The sequence below is a fragment of the Photorhabdus tasmaniensis genome (assembly GCF_011189505.1).
GTDB classification, from domain to species: Bacteria; Pseudomonadota; Gammaproteobacteria; order Enterobacterales; family Enterobacteriaceae; genus Photorhabdus; species Photorhabdus tasmaniensis.
Map to the genome: position 1 here is coordinate 1 of NZ_PUJU01000061.1, position 25,068 is coordinate 25,068.

At 41.2% G+C, this 25,068-nt stretch carries 26 protein-coding genes and 2 pseudogenes; 7 read left to right on the forward strand and 21 right to left on the reverse strand.

All coding sequences use genetic code 11. The annotated features are described in order from the left end of the window. Positions 1 to 240 precede the first annotated feature (240 nt). The 3 genes from C5471_RS20140 (at position 241) to C5471_RS20150 (ending at position 2,121) form a co-directional block, all read left to right on the forward strand. Positions 241 to 480 carry a hypothetical protein gene (locus tag C5471_RS20140; RefSeq protein WP_133812545.1) on the forward strand — a complete coding sequence of 80 codons (240 nt, stop codon included), beginning with the start codon at positions 241 to 243 and terminating at the stop codon, positions 478 to 480. Between the two features lie 242 nt (positions 481 to 722). Next, positions 723 to 941 (forward strand): hypothetical protein, encoded by a 219-nt coding sequence (locus C5471_RS20145; RefSeq protein WP_133812544.1) that lies wholly within the window; start codon positions 723 to 725, stop codon positions 939 to 941. Between the two features lies 1 nt (position 942). Next, positions 943 to 2,121 (forward strand): recombinase, encoded by a 1,179-nt coding sequence (locus C5471_RS20150; protein WP_133812543.1) that lies wholly within the window; start codon positions 943 to 945, stop codon positions 2,119 to 2,121. 352 nt (positions 2,122 to 2,473) lie between these two features. Here C5471_RS20150 and C5471_RS20155 read toward each other — a convergent pair. The 20 genes and pseudogenes from C5471_RS20155 to cobA all read right to left on the reverse strand — a co-directional run. Next, positions 2,474 to 2,599, reverse strand: a pseudogene (locus tag C5471_RS20155) (helix-turn-helix domain-containing protein); the annotation flags it as partial. Next, positions 2,598 to 2,771 (reverse strand): tail fiber assembly protein, encoded by a 174-nt coding sequence (locus C5471_RS20160; protein WP_422630932.1) that lies wholly within the window; start codon positions 2,769 to 2,771, stop codon positions 2,598 to 2,600. The gene C5471_RS20160 and the pseudogene C5471_RS20155, both read right to left, overlap by 2 nt. A gap of 241 nt (positions 2,772 to 3,012) precedes the next feature. Further along, positions 3,013 to 3,294, reverse strand: a complete 282-nt coding sequence (locus C5471_RS20165; RefSeq protein WP_133812542.1) for a type II toxin-antitoxin system YafQ family toxin — start codon at positions 3,292 to 3,294, stop codon at positions 3,013 to 3,015. Next, on the reverse strand, positions 3,281 to 3,544 hold the full coding sequence (locus C5471_RS20170; RefSeq protein ID WP_133812541.1) for a type II toxin-antitoxin system RelB/DinJ family antitoxin: 264 nt from the start codon (positions 3,542 to 3,544) through the stop codon (positions 3,281 to 3,283). The genes C5471_RS20165 and C5471_RS20170 overlap by 14 nt, the downstream gene beginning before the upstream one ends. An 18-nt stretch (positions 3,545 to 3,562) precedes the next feature. Continuing rightward, on the reverse strand, positions 3,563 to 3,814 hold the full coding sequence (locus tag C5471_RS20175) for a hypothetical protein (RefSeq protein ID WP_133812540.1): 252 nt from the start codon (positions 3,812 to 3,814) through the stop codon (positions 3,563 to 3,565). 279 nt (positions 3,815 to 4,093) lie between these two features. Further along, entirely contained in the window at positions 4,094 to 4,843 is a 750-nt protein-coding gene (locus C5471_RS20180; RefSeq protein WP_133812539.1) for a phage tail protein, read from the reverse strand. A gap of 259 nt (positions 4,844 to 5,102) precedes the next feature. Then, a complete protein-coding gene (locus C5471_RS20185; RefSeq protein WP_133812538.1) occupies positions 5,103 to 5,606 on the reverse strand; it encodes a GNAT family N-acetyltransferase in 504 nt (167 codons plus the stop codon). A 308-nt stretch (positions 5,607 to 5,914) separates the two neighbouring features. Continuing rightward, the gene (locus C5471_RS24550; RefSeq protein WP_242688794.1) at positions 5,915 to 6,769 is read right to left on the reverse strand and encodes a gp53-like domain-containing protein; all 855 of its coding nucleotides are present in this window, start codon (positions 6,767 to 6,769) and stop codon (positions 5,915 to 5,917) included. Between the two features lie 223 nt (positions 6,770 to 6,992). Continuing rightward, positions 6,993 to 7,976: a tail fiber protein gene (locus tag C5471_RS20195; protein WP_133812537.1), complete on the reverse strand. Its 984-nt coding sequence runs from the start codon at positions 7,974 to 7,976 to the stop codon at positions 6,993 to 6,995. Between the two features lie 411 nt (positions 7,977 to 8,387). Beyond that, positions 8,388 to 8,921, reverse strand: a complete 534-nt coding sequence (locus C5471_RS20200) for a tail fiber assembly protein (RefSeq protein ID WP_242688795.1) — start codon at positions 8,919 to 8,921, stop codon at positions 8,388 to 8,390. A 5-nt stretch (positions 8,922 to 8,926) separates the two neighbouring features. Beyond that, positions 8,927 to 10,630: a pyocin knob domain-containing protein gene (locus tag C5471_RS20205; RefSeq protein WP_133812535.1), complete on the reverse strand. Its 1,704-nt coding sequence runs from the start codon at positions 10,628 to 10,630 to the stop codon at positions 8,927 to 8,929. Positions 10,631 to 10,955: 325 nt separating this feature from the next. Beyond that, entirely contained in the window at positions 10,956 to 11,423 is a 468-nt protein-coding gene (locus C5471_RS20210) for a tail fiber assembly protein (protein ID WP_339959313.1), read from the reverse strand. A gap of 265 nt (positions 11,424 to 11,688) precedes the next feature. Beyond that, entirely contained in the window at positions 11,689 to 12,111 is a 423-nt protein-coding gene (locus C5471_RS20215; RefSeq protein WP_133812534.1) for a tail fiber assembly protein, read from the reverse strand. Positions 12,112 to 12,113: 2 nt separating this feature from the next. Then, a complete protein-coding gene (locus C5471_RS25120) occupies positions 12,114 to 12,692 on the reverse strand; it encodes a gp53-like domain-containing protein (protein ID WP_133812533.1) in 579 nt (192 codons plus the stop codon). Positions 12,693 to 13,613: 921 nt separating this feature from the next. After that, positions 13,614 to 14,252, reverse strand: coding sequence for a hypothetical protein (locus tag C5471_RS20225; protein ID WP_133812532.1), 639 nt, complete (start codon positions 14,250 to 14,252; stop codon positions 13,614 to 13,616). A 414-nt stretch (positions 14,253 to 14,666) separates the two neighbouring features. Continuing rightward, positions 14,667 to 15,230 carry a cob(I)yrinic acid a,c-diamide adenosyltransferase gene (gene cobO / locus C5471_RS20230; RefSeq protein WP_133812531.1) on the reverse strand — a complete coding sequence of 188 codons (564 nt, stop codon included), beginning with the start codon at positions 15,228 to 15,230 and terminating at the stop codon, positions 14,667 to 14,669. 69 nt (positions 15,231 to 15,299) lie between these two features. Next, positions 15,300 to 15,929: pseudogene (locus tag C5471_RS20235) on the reverse strand (NAD(P)-dependent oxidoreductase); the annotation flags it as partial. 19 nt (positions 15,930 to 15,948) lie between these two features. Then, entirely contained in the window at positions 15,949 to 16,809 is an 861-nt protein-coding gene (locus tag C5471_RS20240) for a GHMP family kinase ATP-binding protein (protein ID WP_133812529.1), read from the reverse strand. Further along, on the reverse strand, positions 16,802 to 17,875 hold the full coding sequence (cobD, locus tag C5471_RS20245) for a threonine-phosphate decarboxylase CobD (protein WP_133812528.1): 1,074 nt from the start codon (positions 17,873 to 17,875) through the stop codon (positions 16,802 to 16,804). The genes C5471_RS20240 and cobD overlap by 8 nt, the downstream gene beginning before the upstream one ends. Before the next feature lie 31 nt (positions 17,876 to 17,906). Continuing rightward, positions 17,907 to 18,689 carry a uroporphyrinogen-III C-methyltransferase gene (cobA, locus tag C5471_RS20250; RefSeq protein WP_133814168.1) on the reverse strand — a complete coding sequence of 261 codons (783 nt, stop codon included), beginning with the start codon at positions 18,687 to 18,689 and terminating at the stop codon, positions 17,907 to 17,909. 315 nt (positions 18,690 to 19,004) lie between these two features. On the opposite strand from cobA, the gene eutA reads away from it, so the two are divergent. From eutA to eutC, 3 genes are read left to right on the forward strand one after another with little or no spacing between them, the layout of a single operon-like run. Then, positions 19,005 to 20,417: an ethanolamine ammonia-lyase reactivating factor EutA gene (gene eutA / locus C5471_RS20255; RefSeq protein ID WP_133814167.1), complete on the forward strand. Its 1,413-nt coding sequence runs from the start codon at positions 19,005 to 19,007 to the stop codon at positions 20,415 to 20,417. 12 nt (positions 20,418 to 20,429) lie between these two features. Further along, the gene (locus tag C5471_RS20260) at positions 20,430 to 21,791 is read left to right on the forward strand and encodes an ethanolamine ammonia-lyase subunit EutB (RefSeq protein WP_133812527.1); all 1,362 of its coding nucleotides are present in this window, start codon (positions 20,430 to 20,432) and stop codon (positions 21,789 to 21,791) included. A 21-nt stretch (positions 21,792 to 21,812) separates the two neighbouring features. After that, a complete protein-coding gene (gene eutC, locus C5471_RS20265; protein ID WP_133812526.1) occupies positions 21,813 to 22,667 on the forward strand; it encodes an ethanolamine ammonia-lyase subunit EutC in 855 nt (284 codons plus the stop codon). Between the two features lie 40 nt (positions 22,668 to 22,707). Here the strand turns inward: eutC and cml are convergent, their stop codons facing one another. Next, positions 22,708 to 23,895: a CmlA/FloR family chloramphenicol efflux MFS transporter gene (gene cml, locus C5471_RS20270; RefSeq protein ID WP_133812525.1), complete on the reverse strand. Its 1,188-nt coding sequence runs from the start codon at positions 23,893 to 23,895 to the stop codon at positions 22,708 to 22,710. A 989-nt stretch (positions 23,896 to 24,884) separates the two neighbouring features. On the opposite strand from cml, the gene C5471_RS20275 reads away from it, so the two are divergent. Next, positions 24,885 to 25,068 (forward strand): helix-turn-helix domain-containing protein (locus tag C5471_RS20275; RefSeq protein WP_166296321.1); only part of this gene is annotated, 184 nt, incomplete at its 3' end.

The following is a 25,068-nucleotide window of genomic DNA, read 5'->3' on the forward strand; positions in this document are numbered from 1 at the left end:
TCGAGCTAATGTCGATTTTATTCGAAGATGAACGATGGGAAGATTCCTTAGTTAAATTAAAGGGTGATGGAAAATGAAATTGCAAACCGTGTTTGAATCGTATTTTGTAACAAGTTATTCGTATTTTATAACAAGTTATTTTGGCATCGATCTTAAAGTTCCAGCATGAACAAATTACATTGCTGCTTTTGCTTGGAATATATTAAACATGTACAGAATTAGAAAAGGAAATAAAATTACATGAAACTTATTAGCTTAATAAAGCCGATTAAAGTTAAATACTTCGGCATTGAATTATCAGTTCCGTTTTGGACTAAATTTATAGTAACTGATCACAACGGAATTGTATCAGCACAGAACGAAAAGCCACTTCAAAGCAATGGGAGCTGGATTTCTGAATCAGTACAATATCAATATGAAATTGTCGCTATTGTTGATTTAGAAAATGTTGACTGGAAAGATACATTAATTCAAATCTGATGTCAGAGCAAATATATGAGAACGGACGTCGAAAAATAGCGAAGGAATGCTTAAACGAACTTACTCAACTATCGAAATACGATGACAAAGCAGTTACAGCTATTCTTGATAAATATACACAGAAATTCAAATTAATTATGTCTGATCATCAGAAGAGAAAAGCTAGTCCGAAGATATGGCTTTCTCAGTATGTTCGGGATATTAGAAAAGAAAAATAATACGTTATTATATGGAGTTAAATTATGTCCATGCCGGGAAAATTAATGAAAGCCAGATCATGGGGACTCAGAGAGTTTGAGAAAGGCTCGATTCCAGATAATAGAACAATCAAGCATTGGATAGAAATAGGAAAATTAAAGGGAAAAATTATTGACGGGTCGGTTTGGGTTAGTTCATCTGAAAGATGGGGAGTTGACTCTGTTATTTCATCATGTGTAAATCAATTAATCAGAGATTCGTAAGATGGCAAGCAGACCAAGGAAGAAAGAATTCAGGCATTTACCCGATTATTTATATTTTGATAAAAATAAAGGTCAATATCGTTTCATTTTAACAAATGGTAAAAAGAAAAATATAGGTAGCGACAAGGCTGTCGCTATTGCCATAGCAAGGGAATATAACAATATCATGAGGCCGGAATCATCTGTATCCGTCAATTCACTGGTTAAAGAATCAGGTGGAAAATATGGAGAGGTGTTACCGTTATCAAATTATATTGATGACTTATTTTCCCGTATTGTTAAAGATGAAAATCCGTCTGACAACACTCTCGCGGACTGGCGAAATGATATAGAAAGAGTAAGGGAATTTTTTATCGAAACTTCGGCGTGTGATATATCATTAGAACACGTTAATGATTATATAAAAAAATATCACAGTGATTCATCTGCAAATGTTCAAAACAGGAAAGTCGGCTTCTTAAAAAAAATTTTCAGCTATGCCGTGGATGAATCATTAATGCTAGATAATCCCGCAGAGCGTAAGAAAATGAAACGTACTGATAAAAAGAAACGCCGCAGGCTTTCATTTGATGATTTCATGCTTATACGTAATGCAGCAGAACCTTGGTTAAGAACGGCAATGGATCTGGCATTACAAACAACTCAAGCACGGCTAGAAGTTTCCCGTATCAGATACAACATCAAATCACCAAAGGAAGGTGTTTGCGGTTGCATGTGGTATTCAGAACCCAAAAACGGCATCTATGGGATGCTCTATATTCACAGACAAAAAGTCCAACATAAAGAAGCATCACATATAGCTATCCCGATTGGACCAACGATAAAGGCTATCATTGATGCTAGCCGGGACAATATTGCAAGTCCATATGTTGTTCATCGAGTACCGGATCGCTTATCAAATAAAATAAGCCAGGAAGTTAATCACCCAACTCAAATTGCCCCCGATTATCTCAGTCGTACTTTTTCAAAATTAAGAGACAAAGTTAGAGTGGCTGCAAGTCTTCCAGTTGAAGAGCGCCCTACGTTTCATGAAATTAGGGCATTAGCAGCGCACATGTTTAAAATCCAGGGTGTAGATCCACAAGCTCGAATGGCTCACAGTGACGCTGAATCTACAAAAATTTATACTCAAAATCATGTTGACTGGGTTGAAGTTCCGCACGCAGAAATAGCCGTCTGATAAGTGGAAAAACCCGACTTAACTTATTGATGTATATAATGCAGATTTTGCGCATTTTGCACTGTTTGCATTCACAGTTAAAATCCCCGAAACCCGCGCCGAATAAGGCTTTGAACGTGAATTGGTCGCGGTCATGGGGTGTCGGGGGTCGTAGGTTCAAATCCTATCATGCCGACCAAATTTCCCTAGAAAAACCAACCAGTTATGGTTGGTTTTTTTATTTGCGGGATTTGGTTGGTGTAAAACTGGTGTAAAATGGGTGTAAAATGGGTGTAAAACTCCGCTTCCATATCTGACATTTGCCACAATTAACAAACCATCTCCCCTCACCCCAAAAAATAAAATTATCTAATTATTTTTTGATTGTAATTATTGCAGGCAAATACTTATACACCGTAGACAGTGACGTATTATAAATCAGTGATAGCTGTTTACGTGTGTGACCTTTAGCCAACAATCTTGCAGCTTGTTGTTGTTCAACCGATGAAAGAAGAACCTCCCCATAGCGGTGCTTGTGAAGTATCTACCCGGCTTAGTAACACCCGGTATTTCTTCCATTCAAGCAGAGCGTCTTCTTCAGCTTCGGTAGCAACCTCTAAGTCAACAGAGTTTTGCAACAATGAGAGTGTTTCATTGGCTTGTTGCAGCAATGTGGTTTGTTGTTGCTTGGCTTCACCATGAGAGCAAGATCAATTCAATCGTCCGTTTAGAATGTCAGCTTTGTCCGGTACAGTTAAACCCGTCTTTGTAAATAACAGAATTCGGGTTAATCAATAGAAATTATAACGAATCATTAGAATCAATTTCCCGACCTGCAAACTTCTTGTAGGCCCCAATAAATAAGCCCCGCAAGGGGCTGTATTTCAGGTTGATTCTGGCCTGTCAAAGGTGTTATAAGCCAAGCTCTGAGTGAGAACCAAGACGGACAAGGCGCAATGTGTCCGCGTCTGGCTTCTGATAAATCAGTATCAAGTCAGGCTTTATATGACAATCTCGAAAATCCTTCCAATCACCAGAAAGAGCATGATCGCAATATTTCGGTTCTAACAAGCTATCAGAAGCCAATAATTCAATCACCGGCATAAATGCGTCATCAAGAATTTCACGATGCCGACCTTTCTTTTCTCTCTTGTAATCTCGCTTGAACTGGCTTGCGTAGTCAATCGTCCGCATTGAGATCGGTCATTAAATCTTTTACTGTGGAGAATGATTTACCGCAACCTTTGCGAGCTTCTTTCATTGCGGCTATTGTTGTCTCATTGGGAATCAAAGGCTCAAAAGGTAACACTTTTTCTCTTGCTACTCGCGTTAACATCATGCGAACGGCATCTGATACAGTTAGCCCCATAGCAGCCAGAACGGCAGCCGCCTCTGCTTTAATCTCACCATCAATACGGGTTTGTACTAGCTGGTTTGTAGCCATATAAGATCTCTCATTGAATTACAATTGAATTACATTGTAATTCAATGAATGTTTGTCATCAACTTTAATGAGTAAAAAATGTCGGATATGTAAACCGCCCTTGGCTTTTAAATTAGTACTTCCAGCTGTTTCCATGCTCATGAAGTTTTCTCTGTGAATGATGAGATAACCGGCTCTCTGAGCAAGTTCCATGAACGTGTTTAACGTCAAGACCTTCTCATCAGAATACAGTGTCTTTTGACTGACAACGGTTCCATTTTCGGAGGTCATTAAGATTTATCCGTTAAATGACAAGTCAGAAATCATCGAACTGTGATAGCTTCCAGTCTTACGAATTGCCGGTAGTATACCGACAAAATTTCCCCAGAAAAACCAACCAGTTATGGTTGGTTTTTTATTTGCGGGATTTAGCTCTGGTAAAATTATGGTAAAACTCCGATTTAAAACCTAGCATTTACCGTCATTAACAAACCATCTCCATTCACCCAAAAACATAAAACTACCTAATCAATTAGCATAAAGTCGGTTTTGAGTATTTTTATTCTGTCATTATGCTGCTCTCACTATGTAGTTAAATGCTATGTTGCGGGGGCGATTCTCTGAGGCTACAGGAACAACCCTTGCCGTGTTGAATCCAAAGCCGTATGGAGTATCCGTGTTAGAATTATTTACCGATTTGAAACTGCCATCTGTAGCTATTCCAAGCACTTGACTAGCATAAAAAGCGCCTCTTACTGCCAAATGATAGTTTGATGCTATCGTGCCAGCGAACGAACCCTGGATATTTCTGATGGCATCTCCCTGAGAAGTTAGAATTCTACGTCCACTATCAACACCTCGGCCATCATCCCAACCTCGAATAAATTCCCCTCTTAAATCAGGTAACCTACCATCAGGATAAGCTTCTGCTAATTTTGGAAATTTCAATTTATCAAAGACCGCACCATTACACTGCAACCACCCAGCAGGTGGTATCACAGTTGGCCAAGGAACAGGAACACCTACAGGAATATTAGAAATATTTAAAATTTTCTGCTCTAACGCTCGATTTAATTGCGCAGTGAGTTTAGCTATGTCGCCATCATCCAGAACATCATCGCTAGATTGTTCCGCAATAAAATTAGCCATCACAGAGACTATTGTCGATGATTGGCGTAATGCCTTATTTAATACAGAAATAGAAATATTTTCTGGTGGAAAGCCTACCTGCAAATTTTGACTTTCTTCATATTTTTCTTGGCTAATTATATTAGCATCATTGCTAATAGAAAAAGCTTTAAAATCACGCTTGTGATTCATATACCTTCCTTAAACTAAATAATGTTATAATCAATATATTGAATTATTATAAAAATAATCCCCAATCCACACCAATCAAAGTCTAGTTCAGAAAAAGAATAATACGTGTTCTTATTGCTTATAAGGTTAACTGTTTTTTATTTCTTGAATTTTATTAAAACAAAAGCCAATCGGGAGAATTGATTTATTCTCCCTTGATTTGAAGACTATTGATCACAAAAGTTAAAATTTTAATCTAATTTCCTGACAGAGAGTGAGATCACTCACGAATATCTAAAACCCTACTCATGTAATAAGCATCAGCATATCGACCATTGCGAAAAGCGTAACGTTTAGCGGTTCCTTCAATCTCAAACCCAAATTTTTTATATAATGCAATGGCAACATTATTGTCTGTGTATACCTCCAACTCTATACGTTCAATATTCAACCAATTATCACACATATTGAGCATAGCCTTCATCAATTCACTGCCAACACCACGTCCCTGATAATCAGCATGTATCCCCATACCAAAAGTAGCAATGTGGCGACGTCGCAAATTCTGACATATTTCTATACCTATCTGGCCCACAATTTTCCCATCAATACAGGCAACCAAACAGAAACACCCCTCAGGAAGATTCGTAATGCGCTTTACCCATGTTTCCAGAGAAGGATAGGGCAACTGCAAAGTATTACAGTAAACTTGCAGGTTAGCGTATAATTGATGAACTTGTTCACAATCGCTTTCTTCAATATGGCGAATCACTATATCCTTCACTTAAAAACTCCTGACTTTTAATTTGAGCATTAAGACTAACATAGATATTTTGCGGGAAGTATGGGGAAGCGCTGATGAACCAGCGCCAACCGAGAGGCTCAAATTCGAATTTTCCGGATTTTTGTTATCTATATATAAATAGCCATGGAAAATTATCAATCAATTACTCTATTTATTAAAAAGCTGTTCCATCGGGTAAACTGTCTTCGCCTGCCACGGTGTTTACCCTCTGGAGGCATATGACCTACAAACTCAATAAAAAAACCAATTCTTTAACCTTTATCACATCGTTAGGAAATGTACCGGCATTAAAACCCCCAAGCGTACCAGACATATCTTGATGCGACTACCTGCCCAAATTCTTTAGAGTTGCGACTCAAAGTGCCAAGATTCTCCGCAGTGAAGCCTGATAATTGAATATTATTTATTTGCCAAATTGCTGTCATAATTCCACCACCGTTATCTTGCTGGCCAACTATAATAACCTTTTGTGGAAAAGGAATTGGGAAACTAATATTTACATTAGGACTGGTATATCCAGTAATATTAGATATTCCCCACTGAAATATTATCCCAGTATCACCACATTTCCACCAACCATTCTCTAATTTTAAGATTGTATTTTTAGCTCCTCTGGCATTGATTTGGTGGTCTATTTCTGCTTTGGTATATGATCCTATATCCACGGCATTAAAACTGATATCCGAGCTTAGCGCCTTCCCATTCACTTTCCGGGTATTAGGTACCCTACTATCAATATTTTCACGCAATGAATTTATTATTTCCTGAACAAGCTTTTGCGTAACCACCAATGTATCGCTATTGCCAATCACATTTGTAAGCTGAACAACGCCTTTTTGGGTTAACGAGGCATCTGGAACTTTTGTTGTGGTTTTTTGTTCTAAAGCTCTATTTAATTGTGCGGTGAGTTTAGCTATATCCCCATCATCCAGAACATCATTACCAGATTGTTCGGCAATAAAATTAGCCACAACAGATGCTATAGTTGACGATTGACGCAATACTTTATTTAACAAATGAGTAGGAACATCATTTGTCGGAAACCCAGTCAGCAAATCCTTACTTTCTTCATATCTTCCCTGACTCGCTATATTAGCATTATTACCAATAGAAAAAGCTTTGAAATCATTCTTGTGATTCATATACCTTCCTTAAATTAAATGATGTTATAATCAATATATTGAATTATTGTAAAAATAACCCCCAATTCATACCAATCAAAGTCTAGTTCAGAAAAAGAACAATGAGGTGTATTTATTACTTATAAGGTTAACTGTTTTTGTATAAATGGCCTATTTATTTAGGCCATCTTCATTATTTTGGTGGTTCCTTTCATTGGATATCAATTAATAATTTATTATTACTTTATACTCCCAAATAAATCACAGGGATCATACTGACATTGAGTGGACGGTTTTCGTCTGCCGTTGGTACGACTTTTGATGCATCAAAAGTGGCATAGGCTGAATATCCATGATTACTATTAGAATTCGTTCCCGCAACAATTACTGTAGCGGTACTTTGTACACCATAAAATGCTCCACTGACACGAGTAAAAAGCCCATGCCCCCCCCACCCCACATTACCTGTAATATTTCTAATCGCATCTCCCTGCCTCACACCGGGTGTCAATCCAGCACGCATAAATACCCCTCGTCCATCAACAAGTAGATTAGGGAGGTTGATTTTATCACCATTCCGCTTAATTCCCCATGCTGCCTTATATGCATGAGACAAATTATTCAATGCTCGACCAACAGTTGAAGCAATCGTGTAAGAAGCACCATTCGCAATATATTCTCCCTTAGCCAAATCTGATGCCGGATGTGCAGATAAATAAATATCACCCGGTCGTTTTGCTCCGATATCAATCGCAGAAAGTGTAATATCCTCAGTCAGCATCTTCCCGTTGATTTTCCGAGTATCAGGTACTCTGACATTAATATTTTCACGCAATGAATTTATTATTTCCTGAGCCAGCTTTTGCGTAACAGCCAATGTGTCACTATTGCCTACCACATCGGTGAGCTGAACAACGCCTTTCTGTGTTAATGAGGCATCTGGAATTTTTGGTGTGATTTTCTGTTCTAAAGCCCTATTAAATTGCTCGGTAAGTTTAGCTATATCCCCATCATCCAGAACATCATCACCAGATTGTTCCGCAATAAAATCAGCCACAACAGATGCTATAGTTGATGATTGACGCAATACTTTATTTAACACATGAGTGGGAACATCATTCGGTGGAAATCCAGTCAGAAAATCCTTACTTTCTTCATATCTTTCCTGACTCACTACATTAGCATTATTACTAATAGAAAAAGCTTTGAAATCACTCTTAAAACTCATATAAAATCCTTAAATTAAATAGCTAAGCCTGGTGGTTATAAAATAGAAATATATTCTTAGCTAGCTGTAAATGCCACTAAGATATAAACTACCGGAAAAAATTATCAACTTTACAGTAAAACTCTTCTCAATTAGCAATGTCTGAATATTTCCACGATCAGAGTCTTTACAAAAACTCTGATCGTGCCTTAAGTACTCTATCAGGTTAATTAAATATTCTTATAACTTATAATATCAACAATTTCTTATAATTGATTACAATAAGCAACTCAATATCAAGAAATTATTCTCCTCTCCCCTCTCTTATTTCTTACCACAATTTTCCCATTTCAAGTTCAAAACTAAATCTCTCAGTATTTCAACATCAACAAAATCATTGTATAAATAGCCGATCTATTCAGACCACTTTCATTATTTCGGCTGTTCCGGCCACTTAACATCAGGGGCTAATGAAATATCAACTCTGTTCAACATCACTCTATATTTCTTCCATGCTAATAAAGCCTCTTTTTCAGCTTCTGTAGCAATATCCAAATCAACAACATCTTGTAGTGGCGTGACGATATTATTAACTTTAGTCAGTAGTTGAAATTTCTCATGTTCTGCTTTCTTTATTAATTCTTCTTTAGTCGCAACATAAAGTAATATTTTCTGACCATCAAATATCCATTTATCTTTGGTTTTCTCACCAAACCCTATAGGAGCATCATTCTTATTAATTTCTGCGACCGAAAAACCAAGTGGTGCAAGTTTAGATACATCAGTCGTTATTGCACGAATGAGACCTGTCGCATCATACATAATTTTTAATGTATCTATTGAAAATTGACTTTGAGAGCTATACCAATCATTGCCCTGCTTATCTTGAAGATAAAGCGCAAATTGAATAGTGTTTTCACTATCAGGTATATATTGTTCAAATGGACCAACATTTATTAAACTCATTATCATTATCCTCGTACAATAGTGAACCATTGACCGTTACTAGAGAACTGCATAGGGCTAGAATAAAGCATCTCGGCAGAATCACCTCCATCTTTGCTATAAATCTCAGCACCAAGACGAACGCCAGTAATATAAAGATTATCCGATTCGACTTTCGTATGATTGTCAATAGAATTAGCAGGAGGTTTATTTAACGTATTATATTCCTGAGCCCAAGGTGTCCACGGATTGTCATGAAACTGGCTACGTGTATATACCCGGCTGCTATTATAGACGAAATAACGTTGAATAACCCCAGCCGCTTTCAACACGACTAGCGAACCCGCGAACGGTTCAGGGTAATTACTGCCACTTTTGGCATGAGCATTAGACTCTTGATAATAAATTCCCGGTGTTTTGTAGCTATCTAAATTTGCACTGGCACCTAAATTAATTGCCTGCCCAGCCAAGATATCCTGAGAAGTAATATTAATATCCGTAGCTAAAGCTTTTCCATTTACTTTGCGGATCCCTGTAATATATCGAGCATCAGAGTCTGCTTTTGTATACGCTCCAACATCCTCAGCGGTAGGTTTATTTACCGCATTATATTCTCTAACCCAAGGGGTCCATGGATTATCATGAAACTGACTACGTGTATATACCCGACTGCTGTTATAGACGAAATAACGTTGAATAACCCCAGCCGCTTTCAACACGACGAGTGAACCCGCGAACGGCTCAGGGTAATTACTGCCATTTTTAGCATGAGCATTAGACTCTTGATAATAAATCCCTGGTGTTTTGTAGCTATCCAGGTTCGCACTACCGCCTAAATTAATCGCCTGGTCAGCCAAGATATCCTGAGAAGTAATATTGATATCCGCAGCTAAAATCTTTCCATTTACTTTGCGGATCCCTGTAATATATCGAGCATCAGAATCTGCTTTTGTATATGCTCCAACATCCTCAGCAGTAGGTTTGTTCACTGCATTATATTCACTGATCCAAGGGGTCCATGGATTATCATGGAATTGGCTACGTGTATATACCCGACTGCTGTTATAGACGAAATAACGTTGAACGACCCCAGCCGCTTTCAATACAACAAGCGAACCCGCGAACGGCTCAGGATAACTATTGCCACTTTGAGCACTGGAATTATGTTCTTGATAATAAATCCCAGGTGTTTTGTAATTATCCAAATTCGCATTATTACCTAAATTAATCGCCTGTCCAGCAAAGATATCCTGAGAAGTAATATTGATATCTTCAGCTAATACTTTCCCGTTAATTTTTCTGGTATTATGTACTTTGGCATTAATATTATCACGTAATGAATTTATTATTTCCTGAATAAGTTTTTGCGTAACAGCTAATGTGTCACTATTGCCCAATACATCAGTAAGCTGAACAACACCTTTTTGTGTTAATGAGGCATTTGGCGCTTTTGTTACAATTTCCTTTTCTAAAGCCCTATTTAATTGCTCAGTGAGTCTAGCTATATCACCATTATCTAAAACATCATCGCCAGATTGCGTCGCGATAAAATTAGCTATCATAGATGCCATTGTCGATGATTGACGTAATACCTTGTTTAACAGATCAGCAGGAATATCATTTAGCGTAAATCCAGTCTGCAAGCTCTGGTTTCCCTCATACTTTTCTTGACTCACTATATTAGCACTACTACCAATAGAAAAAGCTTTAAAATCATTCTTGGCACTCATATATACTCCTTAAATTGAATAGCATTATTCACAACCAATATTTTTAATAATTGTTAAAGCAATTCTTCATAATTTACGACAATCATAGTTTAGTTCATAAAAACAATAATAAAATGTTCTTATAACTTAGAAGAATAATCATTTTTGTATAATTAGAAGAAATAAACAACCAAACAAATCGCAACCAGAAATATATCCAAGACATTTATATTAATCACATGAAATTATTCCCTCCATTTCATATCTCAAACTGAATCTTTCAGTAGTGTAATTACAGAATCAATAAAATACTGTATGAATGGCTTACTTACTCAGGCCATTTTTATTATTTTGATTGTTCCGGCCATTCCATATCAGGAGCAAGTGAAATATCAACTCTATTCAACATCACCCTATATTTCTTCCATGCCAGTAAAGCGGCTTTCTCTGCTTCGGTGGCAATACCTAAATCAACAGCATCTTGTAGTGGCGCCATTTTCTCACTGGCCTTAACCACTAATTGTTGCTTTTTTGATTCAGCATATTGCTTCATTTCTGCCTTTTTTTCTGCATTTAATCGCTCCGCATCATGATTACTCATCACCCATTTACCATTCCACTTATGATAATGTGACGGACGAGGCTGTTCTGTAAAATCATCGGGGATAATGATTTCTTTATTCTCCTGTGATTGACCTGATTCAATATCGTAAATCATGATTCCGTTTTTATTTTCGACAAGTACCCATTGCCCTAATTTTTCACACGGCCAAAATCCTTCTTTAAATTTTGGTTCTATTCGTAAAGCATTCACCGGGAATTCACTACCCGGATTAACGATGTTGCACTTATTATGTGAATCCAAGTTCCATATTTATTTCATTTCTTAACTATATTTTATGATAATATCTCATGACTTCATTAGAATAAGTGAATAACATAACATTCACAAAGACTTTCTCATTTTAGTTAGTCTGCCAGGAGGGATAAAAATAAACTTATTTTTATCGATATTTTATTAAATCAAAGCGCTGACTAAATAGCCAGCACTTTATCAACAGTCTATCAGGGTTCTATTTTTATTTCGGCTGTTCCGGCCACTCTATATCAGGCGCATGTGAAATATCAATCCTGTTCAACATAACTCTGTGTTCTTTCCATGCCAGTAAAGCGGCTTTTTCTGCTTCGGTGGCAATATTTAAATCAACAGCATCTTGCAAAGGGGCTAGCTGTTTATTGGCTTTTGACATGAGTCGTTGTTTTTGAGCCTCTGCCTGTTGCGCCAGTTGTTCTTGAGTCATCGGAGGAATATCACCCCATGCGGGTAAACCATTTTTATCCGCTATACGACATTTACCCTGCGGGGGAGCATTGCCAACAAATTCAATAAAAACCGACTCACTCACTTCTATTACATCATCGGGAAATGAACCAATGTCAATATAACTTTGTTTTAATTCTATCGGATAAAAAGCATTATTTTTTGCACTGTAGTAATACATAATTAGTACCCTATGGCTAAATATCTCACAACAGCACTTGCGAGAGCTCCGCTAGCGTCACGGCATGTCACAAGAAATTGAGATTTAGAGACAGCAGAAGCAGCACAACCAAAACCATAGTTACCAAAGTCGGAGTACGATGTGACTATTTGACAACAAGCATTGGGAAATGAAATCGGGAAATTTCTATAATCATTTTGATTCAGACTGCCAACTTCCTGACCCCATTGAATAATTATTCCAGTATCACCACATTTCCACCACCCATTTACTGAGAGCAGTGCTTTATTCCTATCAAATCCTGCTGTGATTTTTTTCCCCAAAGCGTTATCTAATTGCGCGGTAAGTTTAACTATGTCACCATCATCCAGAACATTATCACCAGATTGTGTCGTGATAAAATTGGCGATGACAGACGATATCGTTGACGACTGACGTAACACCTTATTTAACACATGAATGGGAATATTCTCTGGTGGAAACCCAGTCTGCAAACTCTGACTTTCTTCATATTTTTCTTGACTTATTACATTAGAATTATTATTAACAGAAAAAGCTTTAAAATCATTCTTAGCACTCATATACATTCCTTAAATTAAATAACATTATTTTATAAGCAATATATTTAATTACCGAAAAAAACCTCCAGTAATTCATGTCAATCATAGTCTAGTTTAAATTAATAATAATGAAACATCTTTATAAATTAAATGATCAATTATTTTTATACGATTAGCAGAAATAAACAACCCAACACGTTGAAATTAAAAACATACCAAAATAAAACCTATCTATTGCATTCAAATTAAACTTCTAAATGTTATTCATCATTATTATATTTACCCAAGCACATCAATGTATTATCGCATAATTCACCAACCTAACTATTAATGTTAAAATTTTATATATTTCTAAAAATATTTAGTTTATTTATCATTTAATACTAATATAACCACGAAATTAGCTTATTATTTTTACACCTCCGGCAAATATCAATATTTAATTTACCAAGGTAAATGCTAAGTTAAATTCCCCAGCTAAAAACCAGCATATATTCATTATCTCACTGGAAATAACGAAAAGTCTTATCTGCTTGAACACAAAAAATCTTGCCTCACCGCGTCTGTACCACCGATCAGCATTTCATCTTCGTAAGATGCAAGCTTCCTGCTACTGAAAACACCATACAAAATTATTTTAATACTTAAAATAATTTTTAAAAACCACTTGACTCTGAAGTTTTTCTGATTAAAATCACTGCCATAATTTAGATTTTCGTGAAATAAATCACACTTTACCAATAAAGAGAACCCATCATGAAATCTGTTAAATCTTTTATCTCAAGTGTTCACAACGTTGTTATCTATCTGTCAACACCCTGTTTTCTTTGATTTTTTATCCGATGAGTGAAAGGCCGGTTTCGAACTGGCTTTTATGTTGCGAAGCGAGTCAAAATTCTTGGCCTAATGACCAAGAATATATAAAACAATAGTTAACTTATATTAATAACTTAATGCATCAAGAAGTCGTTTCTTCAATAATGCAAGATCATCCGTACTATTCTGAATCAGCAGGGTGAGATTAGCGACATCACTTTCCAGCGTTTCTATTCTCTCTTCCAGTTGCTTATTCTTTGCATCCAATAATATTTCAAGCTTTGCCGATTCAGCATGTAATTGCTGACCATTAACCGCGTCAGTACTGTGGTTTGAAATATCCCCGGCAGCAACATGCACAATTTTACGTTCATGGCCCGTTTTTCCTACAGAAACAACATTCGGTTTATTAGCAATTGAATCCGAACCTAATGCAACGCTCCCTTGTTCTGTTGCAGAAGAGTGTTGACCAATCGCCACTGCCTGAGCCGCACTAGCAGTTACTTTTTGCCCTAAAGCGATAGAAGCCAGGCCACTGGAGATAGAATCAGCGCCAATCGCAATTGGCCAAACGACCTTCGCATCACCTTGTTTACCCGCAAGTTGATTTTGCCCAATCGCAATAGCTGCTTCACTGATTGTTTTAGAATTCCGGGGTGAAGCACCAATTGCGATAGAGTGTACTGCCGGCGCTTCTGCATGCCCAAGTACCACAGAATCTTTGCCAGTTGTTTGATCAGCTATATTGGTATTTTCAATAGACATATTATATCTCTTAATTTATAAGTTAAATAACTATGCTCTGTTTGAAACTTAATAATGAGCACCACAAAATATTGGATTACACCAATTCATTCCACACATTAAAATCCAAATTAACGTTAATTTTTCCATCGACAATATTATATAGAATTTCCAACTTGTAAATAAATTAAAATTATTAGATTATGGAATATATTTCATGGAATTTATTTAATGTATCATTAAGCTTTATGGAATAAATACCCTATCAAGTTCATTACAATTAATTGGCTGGGAAAATATTATTTACATATATTCTCATCACTTCAAAAACAATATTTCCATATGATTAATCTCAGTAAAAATAAATAATGAAAGATTATTCACCCTCTATTATTTAGAGAAGAAAAATTAACACCCTATAAATGATAGGGAAGTTTAATCCCCCTTGAGAATATGTTTTACAGCACGCATTTCGCTAACCGTATCGGCCAATTCAATCAACGCAGGATGGCAATCCCGCCCGGTAATGATGACGGTCTGATCGATTGGTCGCTCGTTTAGTGCTTTGATAATTTCATCAAGCAACAGATAATCATTATTTATCATACAAGCTAATTCACTCAGCACCACCAATGATAACGCAGGATCACGCAACATGCGCAACGCATGTTGCCAAACACCCGTGCAAGCAGCAATTTCTTTAGCATGATTTTGTATTTCTCCAGTAAATTCTATCGGCATGAGTTGACACGCTAATCCATGTTGTTCCAGCAAAGCACCCTCACCGGCTGACCATTTTCCTTTAACAAACTGGATAACCCCGGCCTTTAATCCATGCCCCAACGCCCGCGTAACGGTTCCCATAGCGGCAGTTGTTTTCCCTTTACCATTGCCGGTATAGATGATTACGATCCCCCGGTGCTCCTGAGCGGCTGCCACTTGTGCCATGAATCTCTCTTTTTGCCGCTGCTTCCTCTGTTTATACCGCTCCTCACTCATTTTACTCACTCCAGTATGTTAGTCAGTCAAAGAGCGGCTATCTGTGTTGCTCGTATCTGCTTGAGATAACTCAGAGAACAGCGCTTCTGTCACACGATTCACTTGTTGACGATCTTGACTGATCAACGATTGCATTAACGGTTTACTGGTAAAAAATTGTTGCCAAAAGTGACGACGTGCCGCCAGATGATGAAAATGCTGTTTTACCCGCTGGCGAAGTGTCCCGCCATAAGCAGCCAGACAGCCAAGATGCATCGGTAACAGCCGTTCTAGTTTTTCACGCAATAACCTGACCAATACCGGTGCATTACCCCCGGAAGAGATAGCAATCACCAACGGCGAACGATTAATGACTGACGGCGTAATAAAACTTGCCTGCTGTGGTTCATCCACCACATTGCAGAAAATACGGCGCTCCGTCGCACATTCACTAACATAACCATTAACTACTGCATTATTGGTCGCAGCAATCACCAACCAACAGAGATCAAGCCAATGAGGCTCAAACTCACCACGGATCAGTGTCACTCGACCCGCATCTTCCCAAATCTGGAATTGCGCAGTGAATTCCCGTGCATTAACCCGTAGACGCGCACCGGCATCCAATAATAGACGCGCTTTGCGTTCAGCCACCTTACCTCCCCCAACCAACAGGCAAGTTTTATCCCGAATCTGACAAAACATCGGCAAATAATCCAGCATAATCCCCTCTCCTCAGCTAACGTACGCCGCCCGGTATCATCGTCAGCAAATGCTGACGCGGATAAAAACGGGTGATGTCGCGGTGTCTTAGCCACCAGCACAGGTACTCAACATCATGATGATGACGATCACACAACAACCCTACAACGCTACCACTATGAGCAACATTCAACCCGTAGATCCCACTGCGTTCTACCAATTCCAGCAAGCTGTCAAATGCCGGTTTTACCAACAGTTTTTGACTCGCCTGCGCACTGAGCGTCGTGGCCTCCCCCAACCGCAGGCAATCCCGTGTAGCCACCGCCTGACAAAATAGCCGCCAGGACTGCGCCAGCACTGAGGCGCTTTCCAGCAATGTCTGATGTCGATCCAAACGATGATAATCAGCCGTAATCAACGTTTCCGGGCTTTCCAGTAGCAAAATGTCCACCGACGGCTGCCAGCCACATGCAATTTGAGTCGCGCCCGTTTGATGATCGAACAAGGTAAGATGACTGAACAGCGTACTATCTGTGGGTTCCAGCTGTACGCAAAACCGGGCAAGGGTTGTTTCATCCAGTGTTTTTCCCAAATAACGCGCCGTCGCCAGTGCCGTAGCGGCAATATCTGCGGTACTGCTTGCCAACCCTTTAGCCACCGGGATCGTAGAGGTAAAAGAGATACGTAAACTCCGCGCCATATCTACCGACAGACCAAAGTACGCCAGTACAGCTTTCATCATTTGCCGCATACGGGGACGTTCACGTTTCCCCGGTACGCCATGGGTAACAGAAACCTCGCTGAACCAGTTCACCGGGCAGGAGATCAACTTCTCACCACCAAGAATCCATCCTTGAATAAGTTCACCGCACGATGCGGGACAGCGGGCTTCAGCCATAACCCAATACCTGACGTAACGCCAATACCAGCCGATGATTATCATGCTCACCCTTTATAGCAACCCGGTAATGCGCAGCGCTCAAGCCTGGATAGTTAGCGCAATGACGGATAAGTATCCGGTGTTTCAGCAACGCTTGCTGGAGATCGATTTCCGGGCGCAGACAACGCAAGAAAATATAATTCGCTGCGGGAGGCCAGACACATAATTCCGGCAACGCAGCTAATGCCTGATAGAACCAACGTTGCTGCTGTGCCAGCCAACGGTGTGTTGCCTGAATGTAAGCCTTATCATTGAGAATGATTTCACCAGCCAATGCCGCAAAAGCATTAATGGTCCACGGCTCCCGCCAGCATTTCATCTCCCGAATACCTGCTACATCACCGCTGACCAGATAGCCAAGACGTAATCCCGGAATAGCAAAAAACTTCGTTAATGAACGTAAAATATAGAGGTGAGGATAATGGGCTATCTTGGGGATCAGTCCGGCAGCATCCGGGAGAAAATCAATAAACGCTTCATCGACAATCAGCGCAATATTATGTTGGTGACAACGTTCAAGCACCGCCAGTAACAGTTCCGTATCCGGCATCAGGCCGGTTGGGTTATTCGGTGTGGCAAGAAACAAGCAATCCGGGCGACAACGCTCCAATGCCACCAGCAAACGCTCATCAGGCTGATAACCCTTGGTTTCACTCATCACATAATCATCAATCTGGCAACCCACCCGCTGTAAAACGCGCCGATATTCAGCAAATCCTGGAATCAATAGCATGGCACGGCGCGGCTTAAGATAATTCACTACCGCATAAATCAGTTCAGTGGCACCATTACCCGCTATCAGGTTTTCGGCGGTGCAGTGATGAACATGTGCCAGCGCTGCATGTAATCGGCGATATTCGGTATCAGGATAGCATTCTGCACGTTGCAACTGGTCGATAATCGCCGCTTTCAGGGAGACCGGCATTCCCAGCGGGTTAATGTTAGCGCTGAAATCCGTTATTTCCTCTGCTGTCACACCGATTTTCTGCGCTATTTCTAGCACATTGCCACCATGTTCGCTCATCAAATGTCAAATCCAGATGTTGAATAGAGAATCAAAGTGCCATCAGTGATGAAACGGAAGCCAGCAACAAACGTTCCCGGCGACAAGCCAATGTTTCCCGCAGACGCACCACATCACCAATAACAATCAATGCCGGCGCAGTCAATCCCTGAGCGGCCACTTGCTGTACCAGCGTTAGCAAAGTTGCACTGGCTACTTGCTGTTGCTGGTGGCTGGCATACATCACCACCGCCGCCGGTGTCGTCGGTGCTTTACCGCCTGCAATCAGTTGCTCACAAATGCTCGCCAGTTGCGTCATTCCCATCAAGATCACCAGCGTGCCCTCCAGCTTTGCCAGTGTCGCCCAATCCTGCGGCTCATTTCCCTGACGCAGATGGCCGGTAATAACATGAAAACCTGAAGCATAATCACGATGAGTCACAGGGATCCCAGCACAAGCCAAACCACCAATTGATGAACTGATACCCGGTACGACTTCAAAAGGGATCTTCGCCAGTGCCAATGCTTCGGCCTCTTCGCCACCACGGCCAAATACGTAAGGATCGCCCCCTTTTAACCGGACGACATTTAACCCCTGTTGCGCGCACTCGACCAAGATCTGATTAATTTGCCGTTGCGGCACCGGGTGGTAATTCGGCGTTTTGCCGACGTTAATCATTTTGCAGCTATCAGGGGCTTCTAATAACAGATCCGGGCTGACTAACCGATCATACACCAGCGCATCAGCCTGACGGATACAATGTAATCCTCTGACAGTAATCAATGCCGCATCACCAGGACCGGCACCGACCAACCAAACTTTTCCGCTATTCATCATCTTTCTCACCCTGTAACGAAAGTCTGTTGGAAGATATATTACCGATAGCCAGCAACACGATATGGTGTGAGATCAATAATTCTTCACTTTTATTGATGTATTGATGATGGCAATCTGTTCTGGCACATTGCGACTTTATCTGTTTGTTTCTCCTGGTAACTTAGCCCTTCACCTTGTCCCTACACCATTTTTATTACAACCCTTCATGTTTTTGTGATTACCGTTGACTTTCTGACCAAATTGCTGACATCTGATACTGATTTATAGAAAAAAATGCCAACATACGCCTTATTACAGACAAGAGGTGTAGCTATGGAGGCCAAAGAGTTATTTAGTGTCGGTATTGACATCGGCACCACCACCACACAAGTGATCTTTTCGTGTCTGTCGCTGGTGAACCGTGCAGCAATATCACAAGTGCCACGCTATGAGTTTGTCCGACGCGAGATTATCTGGCAAAGCCCAGTGTTATTTACTCCCGTGGATTTCGCCGGACAACTACGTGAAGACGAACTGCTCAACTTAATTCAAGCGCAATATCAGGCAGCAGGCATCGATCCGAAAAACATCGATTCCGGGGCGGTGATCATTACTGGTGAAACCGCTAAAACCAGTAACGCACGTCCTGCGGTCATGACACTGGCCCAGAAACTGGGGGATTTTGTTGTAGCAACAGCGGGGCCACATCTGGAATCCGTGATTGCTGGTTTTGGTGCTGGCGCTCAGGCACTGTCACAACAGAAAATGGCCAAAGTGCTCAACATTGACATTGGCGGCGGCACAGCAAACTATGCGCTGTTCGATGCCGGACGACTGGTCGCCTCCGCTTGCCTGAATGTCGGCGGCCGCTTATTGGAAACCGATCCTCAAGGAAAAGTCTTACGGGCACATCCACCCGGAACACTCATCGTTCATTCTCTGTTTGGTGCAAACACCGATGTTCAACATCTGACAGCCACACAAATACAACAGATTGCCGCCCGAATGTCACAGTTGCTATGGGAAGTCGCCGTCGGACATCTCACCCCACTGGCACAGCAATTGCTGATGACTGAACCACTGCCAAACTGTGACGAACTCTATGCTGTCACCCTCTCCGGCGGTGTAGGGGAATGTTATCGTCAAGCATCGGACAGTGATCTATTCCGGTTTCATGATTTAGGGCCACTGCTGGCACAAGCTATCCATCGTGATAATAATTTCGCCAAACTGCCGCTGCAAATACCAAAACAGACCGTACGCGCTACCGTCATTGGTGCCGGCGCGCATACATTATCGTTATCCGGTAGCACTATCTGGCTTGATACGCTGTCGCTGCCACTGTGCAACATCCCCGTGGTTCACCCTGGAACAGAGGTCACTGAATCACTGGCAGAAGCCTGGCGGCAAGCACTGACACAAATGGACCTTGATCCACAACAAGATCTGTATGCCCTGGCTCTGCCCGATGCCCTGCCAGTCAATTATGCCGCAGTACAAACATGCATCACCGCTTTACAGGATTTTACCGAACGTTATCCCTCTTCCCATCCGCTGCTGATAGTTGCCGGCCAGGACTTTGGTAAAGCACTGGGGATGCTGCTGCATCCTCTGATGGAAGAACGGCCACTGGCGGTAATCGACGAAGTGATTACCCACACCGGAGATTATATCGATATTGGGGTTCCATTATTTGGTGGCGCCGTCGTTCCCGTTACCATCAAATCACTGGCTTTTCCTTCCTGAGAGAGCGTAAACATGAAATTGAAAACTCAGCTTTTTGGTAAAACCTATCAGTTTAAAGATGTCAAACAGGTGCTGGCAATGGCTAACGAATTACGTTCCGGGGATGTGCTGGCTGGGGTGGCGGCCGAAAGTTCCCAACAACGGGTAGCGGCTAAACATGTCCTGTCGGAAATGACGATAGCGGATATCCGTATGAATCCGGTTATTCCCTATGAAGAAGATTGTGTTACCCGCATTATTCAGGATGACATTAATGAAATTGCCTACACTCGCATAAAAAACTGGCGCATTGGCGAACTGCGTGAATATATATTGAGCGATGACACCAGCGTGGATGATATTGCCTTTCTGCGTAAAGGGATAAGTTCTGAGGTTGTCGCAGCCGTGGCAAAAATCAGCTCCAATGCCGATCTGATTTATGGTGCGAAAAAAATGCCGGTGATCAAAAAAGCCAATACCACCATCGGCACGCCGGGAACGTTCAGCGCCCGCCTTCAACCCAACGATACCCGCGACGAAGTACAAAGCATTCTGGCCCAAATTTACGAAGGGTTATCATTTGGCGTTGGTGATGCCGTCATCGGCGTTAACCCGGTAACGGACGATGTAGAAAACCTCACCCGCGTGCTGGATACCCTCTATGAGGTGATCGACAAATTCGCCATCCCAACCCAGGGCTGTGTTTTATCCCATGTCACCACTCAGATAGAAGCCATTAAGCGTGGTGCGCCGGGCGGTTTAATTTTCCAAAGTATCTGCGGCAGTGAAAAAGGGCTAAAAGAGTTTGGCGTAGAATTGGCTATGTTAGATGAAGCGCGTGCCGTTGGTGCGGAATATTGCCGTCTTGCTGGCGATAACTGCCTGTATCTTGAAACTGGACAAGGCTCTGCCCTCTCCGCCGGTGCTCACTTTGGCGCTGATCAAGTGACAATGGAAGCACGAAACTACGGTTTGGCACGCCATTATGACCCATTTCTAGTGAATACCGTTGTCGGTTTCATTGGGCCGGAATACCTCTACAATGATCGCCAGATTATCCGCGCCGGACTGGAAGATCACTTTATGGGAAAACTCAGCGGTGTCTCAATGGGATGTGACTGCTGCTATACCAATCATGCAGATTCCGATCAGAACCAGAATGAAAACTTGATGATCCTGCTGGCAACCGCAGGCTGTAACTTCATCATGGGAATGCCGCTCGGCGATGACATTATGCTCAACTACCAAACATCCGCTTTCCACGATACCGCCACTATCCGCCATCTGCTCAATTTGCGCCCATCACCAGAGTTTGAACGCTGGCTGGAAAACATGGGGATCATGGCAAATGGGCGCTTAACATCACGCGCAGGTGATGCGTCGTTCTTTTTTTGATTCCTCGTTGAGATAAATCACATGAACCAAAAACAAATTGAAGAAAATGTAAGCAATGTGGTCTCTGGTCAGGAACCACATGCATCTCCTGAAATCACTGACGAAGCTGAAAGCTGTACGCTGGACTTAGGCTCCCTGGAAGCCAAGCAGTGGATTGGTGTACAAAACCCGAATCGTATGGAAGTCCTACAGGAATTACGCCGCAGTACCGTATCAAGAGTATGTACCGGTCGCAGTGGTCCACGTCCGCGAACCCAGGCATTACTGCGTTTTCTGGCTGACCACTCCCGTTCCAAGGATACGGTGCTGAAAGAAGTTCCTGCCGAATGGGTACAAAAACAGGGGTTGTTGGAAGTGCAATCTCAAATCAGTGACAAAAACCGCTATCTGACCCGCCCCGATCTGGGGAGAAAACTCAGCGCCAACGCCATAGAAACCCTGCTGACACAATGTAAAACAGCTCCTGACGTACAAGTTGTTATCTCCGATGGCCTCTCTACTGATGCTATTATTTCCAACTATGAAGATATTCTGCCACCTTTGCTGAAAGGGCTGGAACAAGCAGGATTGTGTATCGGCACGCCGTTCTTTGTGCGCTATGGCCGCGTTAAAATCGAAGATCAGATTGGCGAATTACTGAAAGCTAAAGTGGTTATCTTACTCATTGGGGAACGTCCCGGACTGGGACAATCGGAAAGCCTCTCCTGCTATGCTGTTTATAAACCAACCGTAGAAAAAACCGTTGAAGCGGACCGCACTTGTATCTCCAACATTCACCGGGGAGGAACACCGCCAATCGAAGCCGCAGCAATTATTGTCGATTTAGCGAAAAATATGCTGGCACAACAAGCCTCCGGCATTGCTCTTAGCCGTTAATGGAAACTGATTATTCCAGCATCATAAACATTGAAATATCTCAACGACTCCAAGCAGGGAAAGCTCTCATCGCTATGAGAACCGTACCTGCAAATATGAATGGAAAAGTGACAAGCGGCCAAGCTGTATCACCATCCATGCCTACGACAGCTGCTGTGCCGAAAAGAGAAACAATAACGCTTTGACCACAGAAGTAGATAGCCACAGCCGAACCTGCACGGTCATTAAAATCAGCCAGTGCACCGTTGGCTGTGACAGATGCCGTGAAGATAATCCCTACAGCCATCACCCACATAGGCAATACAAACGTGGCAAAGGAGGGTTCACCTATCGTCCATGTTACAGCTAAGATTGCAGCACCAAAGACCAAGAGAACCATGCCACGCCGTACGCTACCAGCGATGCCCCACTTGCCGACAAACCGCTTTGCGAAACTTGTTGTCACTATCATGACAAGTGCAACAGTCAAGAAGGCAAAACTAAACTGTAGTTCAGAATAGCCCGCTTTTCCGATCAATACTCTTGGTGCAGTGGAGAAAAATACGAAAAATGTCCCCATCACGGTTCCAAAGGCGAATGTGTAAAGCCAGAACTTACCGCTCACCAAAATAGGAATGACCGAAAAACCCCCGGCAACACCCGGCATACGAGTCTCATGCCAACGAAACGCTGCGTGTAGTAACGGCAGAACCGCCACCAGAGCCAAGAACCAGAAAATCGCTCTCCAGCCGAACCCGTCCGCCAAAAAAGCGCCTAGTATCGGTGCCAGAGCAGGCACGCAGGCTAGCATTGAACTAAATAGGCTGTAGATTACGGCGCTCTCTGGACGGTCAGAATATACATCGCGTACCGTTGCAAAAGTCGTGACGAGCGCTGCTGACGCGCCGAGGGCTTGGATAAGTCGGAAGGCAACGAAGACAGAAGGAGAAGTTGATGTCGCGATTCCTACTGAGGCAATAACGAAGAGAGTAGCACCACCGAGCAAGACAGGACGTCGGCCGATATGGTCAGAAAGTGGTCCAAAGAGCACCTGCCCCAATCCCAGGGCCAATAGATAAAGGCTTAAGGTGAGCTGGATAACAGACGGACTCGTATTGAATACGTCGGGCATAGTTGGCACCACGGGAAGGTAAATGTCCATGGCCAGAGAAGCAAGTAAATCAAACGGTGCCATCAGCAGGAGTGCTATCGGCATGGTGTATCGCCAAATTGAGTGCTTGTCAGACATAATAAAGTTTCCGTTCAAATATATGAATTGCACGAATTTGAAACACATTACGGATTTATGCACATAGCCTCAAGAAACTTTTAATATTCCTGAATAATTTCCCCGCCCCAGCTTGAGAGGTAAGAATAGCCAAACCAAAAATAGCGGAATTTAGTATCAACTTCTTATGTAGTATTTTCACCATAATTCAAGGAATTTATTTAGATAATGTACCGAAAAAACGATGGAATAAAGCAGAACGAGTTATTTAAAGGAATACGAACCTGTTTACTTCCAGATTAACGATGTTGCACTTATCATGTGAATCCACCCTGTAAATTTTTTCATTTATTATTAGAATTGGTTTGTCGGCAAGACTGTTAACGCAATTAATAAATTTACAATCCCAGCAAACCTTCGAAAAACAGATCTAAATAACGCATTTATTAGGTATAATAAAGGAATAAATATGTTATGATAAATCAGAAGTATGAGATTAAATAAATGGATTTGGAAAAATTAAGAAAATTAACTCTCAGTAGTGGATTCACGTTTAAAGAGCTTCTTATGATGCAAAGGATCTTTAAAAATCTTGACGATGATGAAAGAAGATATGTAATAAAGTATTATACAAAAAGCGATAATATTTACAACATTATAATAGTATTTGCTGAAGATGCAGGTGATCCAGTATTATTTTTCACTCTTATGTATGTATGCTGCATAATAATGGAGATTTTCCTCCATGACGAAAATACAATATCCTATTTATCATTAGTATCGATCACCTATATCATTTCAACAATTATATGCATATGCTATAAATCTTTTTATCACAGCTATCGTTATAATTTTTTCACATGTATAAAATTAGTCATTTTCTATATTCGTTTTAAAATAAAAAACAAATCCAACCCTTGAGCTCATCAATAAAACATGATAAAAATAACTATACCCGTAATCATTGAAGATGCTTGATTTTATCCGAAATAGAGATCATTATCCTCGCTATGAAAATATTTATTACATCAGAACAAAAAATCAAACTTGAACGTCTTCACGACACCACTCGTGATGGTCAAGTACGAGACAGAATAAAAGCTATCCTTCTGGCTTCTGAAGGCTGGAGTTCTGTCATGATAGCCCAGGCATTGCGACTCCATCAGACCACCGTTGACCGCCATATCCGTGATT

Excerpts from the sequence above, each read along its gene's own strand:
- C5471_RS20180 (WP_133812539.1), bottom strand. The coding sequence starts at position 4,843 with ATGAATCACAAGCGTGATTTTAAAGCTTTTTCTATTAGCAATGATGCT.
- C5471_RS20150 (WP_133812543.1), top strand. The coding sequence starts at position 943 with ATGGCAAGCAGACCAAGGAAGAAAGAATTCAGGCATTTACCCGATTAT.
- C5471_RS24550 (WP_242688794.1), bottom strand. The coding sequence starts at position 6,769 with ATGAATCACAAGAATGATTTCAAAGCTTTTTCTATTGGTAATAATGCT.
- C5471_RS20200 (WP_242688795.1), bottom strand. The coding sequence starts at position 8,921 with ATGAGTTTAATAAATGTTGGTCCATTTGAACAATATATACCTGATAGT.
- C5471_RS20145 (WP_133812544.1), top strand. The coding sequence starts at position 723 with ATGTCCATGCCGGGAAAATTAATGAAAGCCAGATCATGGGGACTCAGA.
- C5471_RS20195 (WP_133812537.1), bottom strand. The coding sequence starts at position 7,976 with ATGAGTTTTAAGAGTGATTTCAAAGCTTTTTCTATTAGTAATAATGCT.
- eutC (WP_133812526.1), top strand. The coding sequence starts at position 21,813 with ATGAACCAAAAACAAATTGAAGAAAATGTAAGCAATGTGGTCTCTGGT.
- cml (WP_133812525.1), bottom strand. The coding sequence starts at position 23,895 with ATGTCTGACAAGCACTCAATTTGGCGATACACCATGCCGATAGCACTC.
- C5471_RS25120 (WP_133812533.1), bottom strand. The coding sequence starts at position 12,692 with ATGAGTGCTAAGAATGATTTTAAAGCTTTTTCTGTTAATAATAATTCT.
- C5471_RS20215 (WP_133812534.1), bottom strand. The coding sequence starts at position 12,111 with ATGTATTACTACAGTGCAAAAAATAATGCTTTTTATCCGATAGAATTA.
- C5471_RS20205 (WP_133812535.1), bottom strand. The coding sequence starts at position 10,630 with ATGAGTGCCAAGAATGATTTTAAAGCTTTTTCTATTGGTAGTAGTGCT.
- cobO (WP_133812531.1), bottom strand. The coding sequence starts at position 15,230 with ATGAGTGAGGAGCGGTATAAACAGAGGAAGCAGCGGCAAAAAGAGAGA.
- C5471_RS20165 (WP_133812542.1), bottom strand. The coding sequence starts at position 3,294 with ATGCGGACGATTGACTACGCAAGCCAGTTCAAGCGAGATTACAAGAGA.
- C5471_RS20240 (WP_133812529.1), bottom strand. The coding sequence starts at position 16,809 with ATGGCTGAAGCCCGCTGTCCCGCATCGTGCGGTGAACTTATTCAAGGA.
- cobA (WP_133814168.1), bottom strand. The coding sequence starts at position 18,689 with ATGAATAGCGGAAAAGTTTGGTTGGTCGGTGCCGGTCCTGGTGATGCG.
- C5471_RS20175 (WP_133812540.1), bottom strand. The coding sequence starts at position 3,814 with ATGACCTCCGAAAATGGAACCGTTGTCAGTCAAAAGACACTGTATTCT.
- C5471_RS20170 (WP_133812541.1), bottom strand. The coding sequence starts at position 3,544 with ATGGCTACAAACCAGCTAGTACAAACCCGTATTGATGGTGAGATTAAA.
- eutA (WP_133814167.1), top strand. The coding sequence starts at position 19,005 with ATGGAGGCCAAAGAGTTATTTAGTGTCGGTATTGACATCGGCACCACC.
- C5471_RS20260 (WP_133812527.1), top strand. The coding sequence starts at position 20,430 with ATGAAATTGAAAACTCAGCTTTTTGGTAAAACCTATCAGTTTAAAGAT.
- C5471_RS20140 (WP_133812545.1), top strand. The coding sequence starts at position 241 with ATGAAACTTATTAGCTTAATAAAGCCGATTAAAGTTAAATACTTCGGC.
- cobD (WP_133812528.1), bottom strand. The coding sequence starts at position 17,875 with ATGAGCGAACATGGTGGCAATGTGCTAGAAATAGCGCAGAAAATCGGT.
- C5471_RS20225 (WP_133812532.1), bottom strand. The coding sequence starts at position 14,252 with ATGTCTATTGAAAATACCAATATAGCTGATCAAACAACTGGCAAAGAT.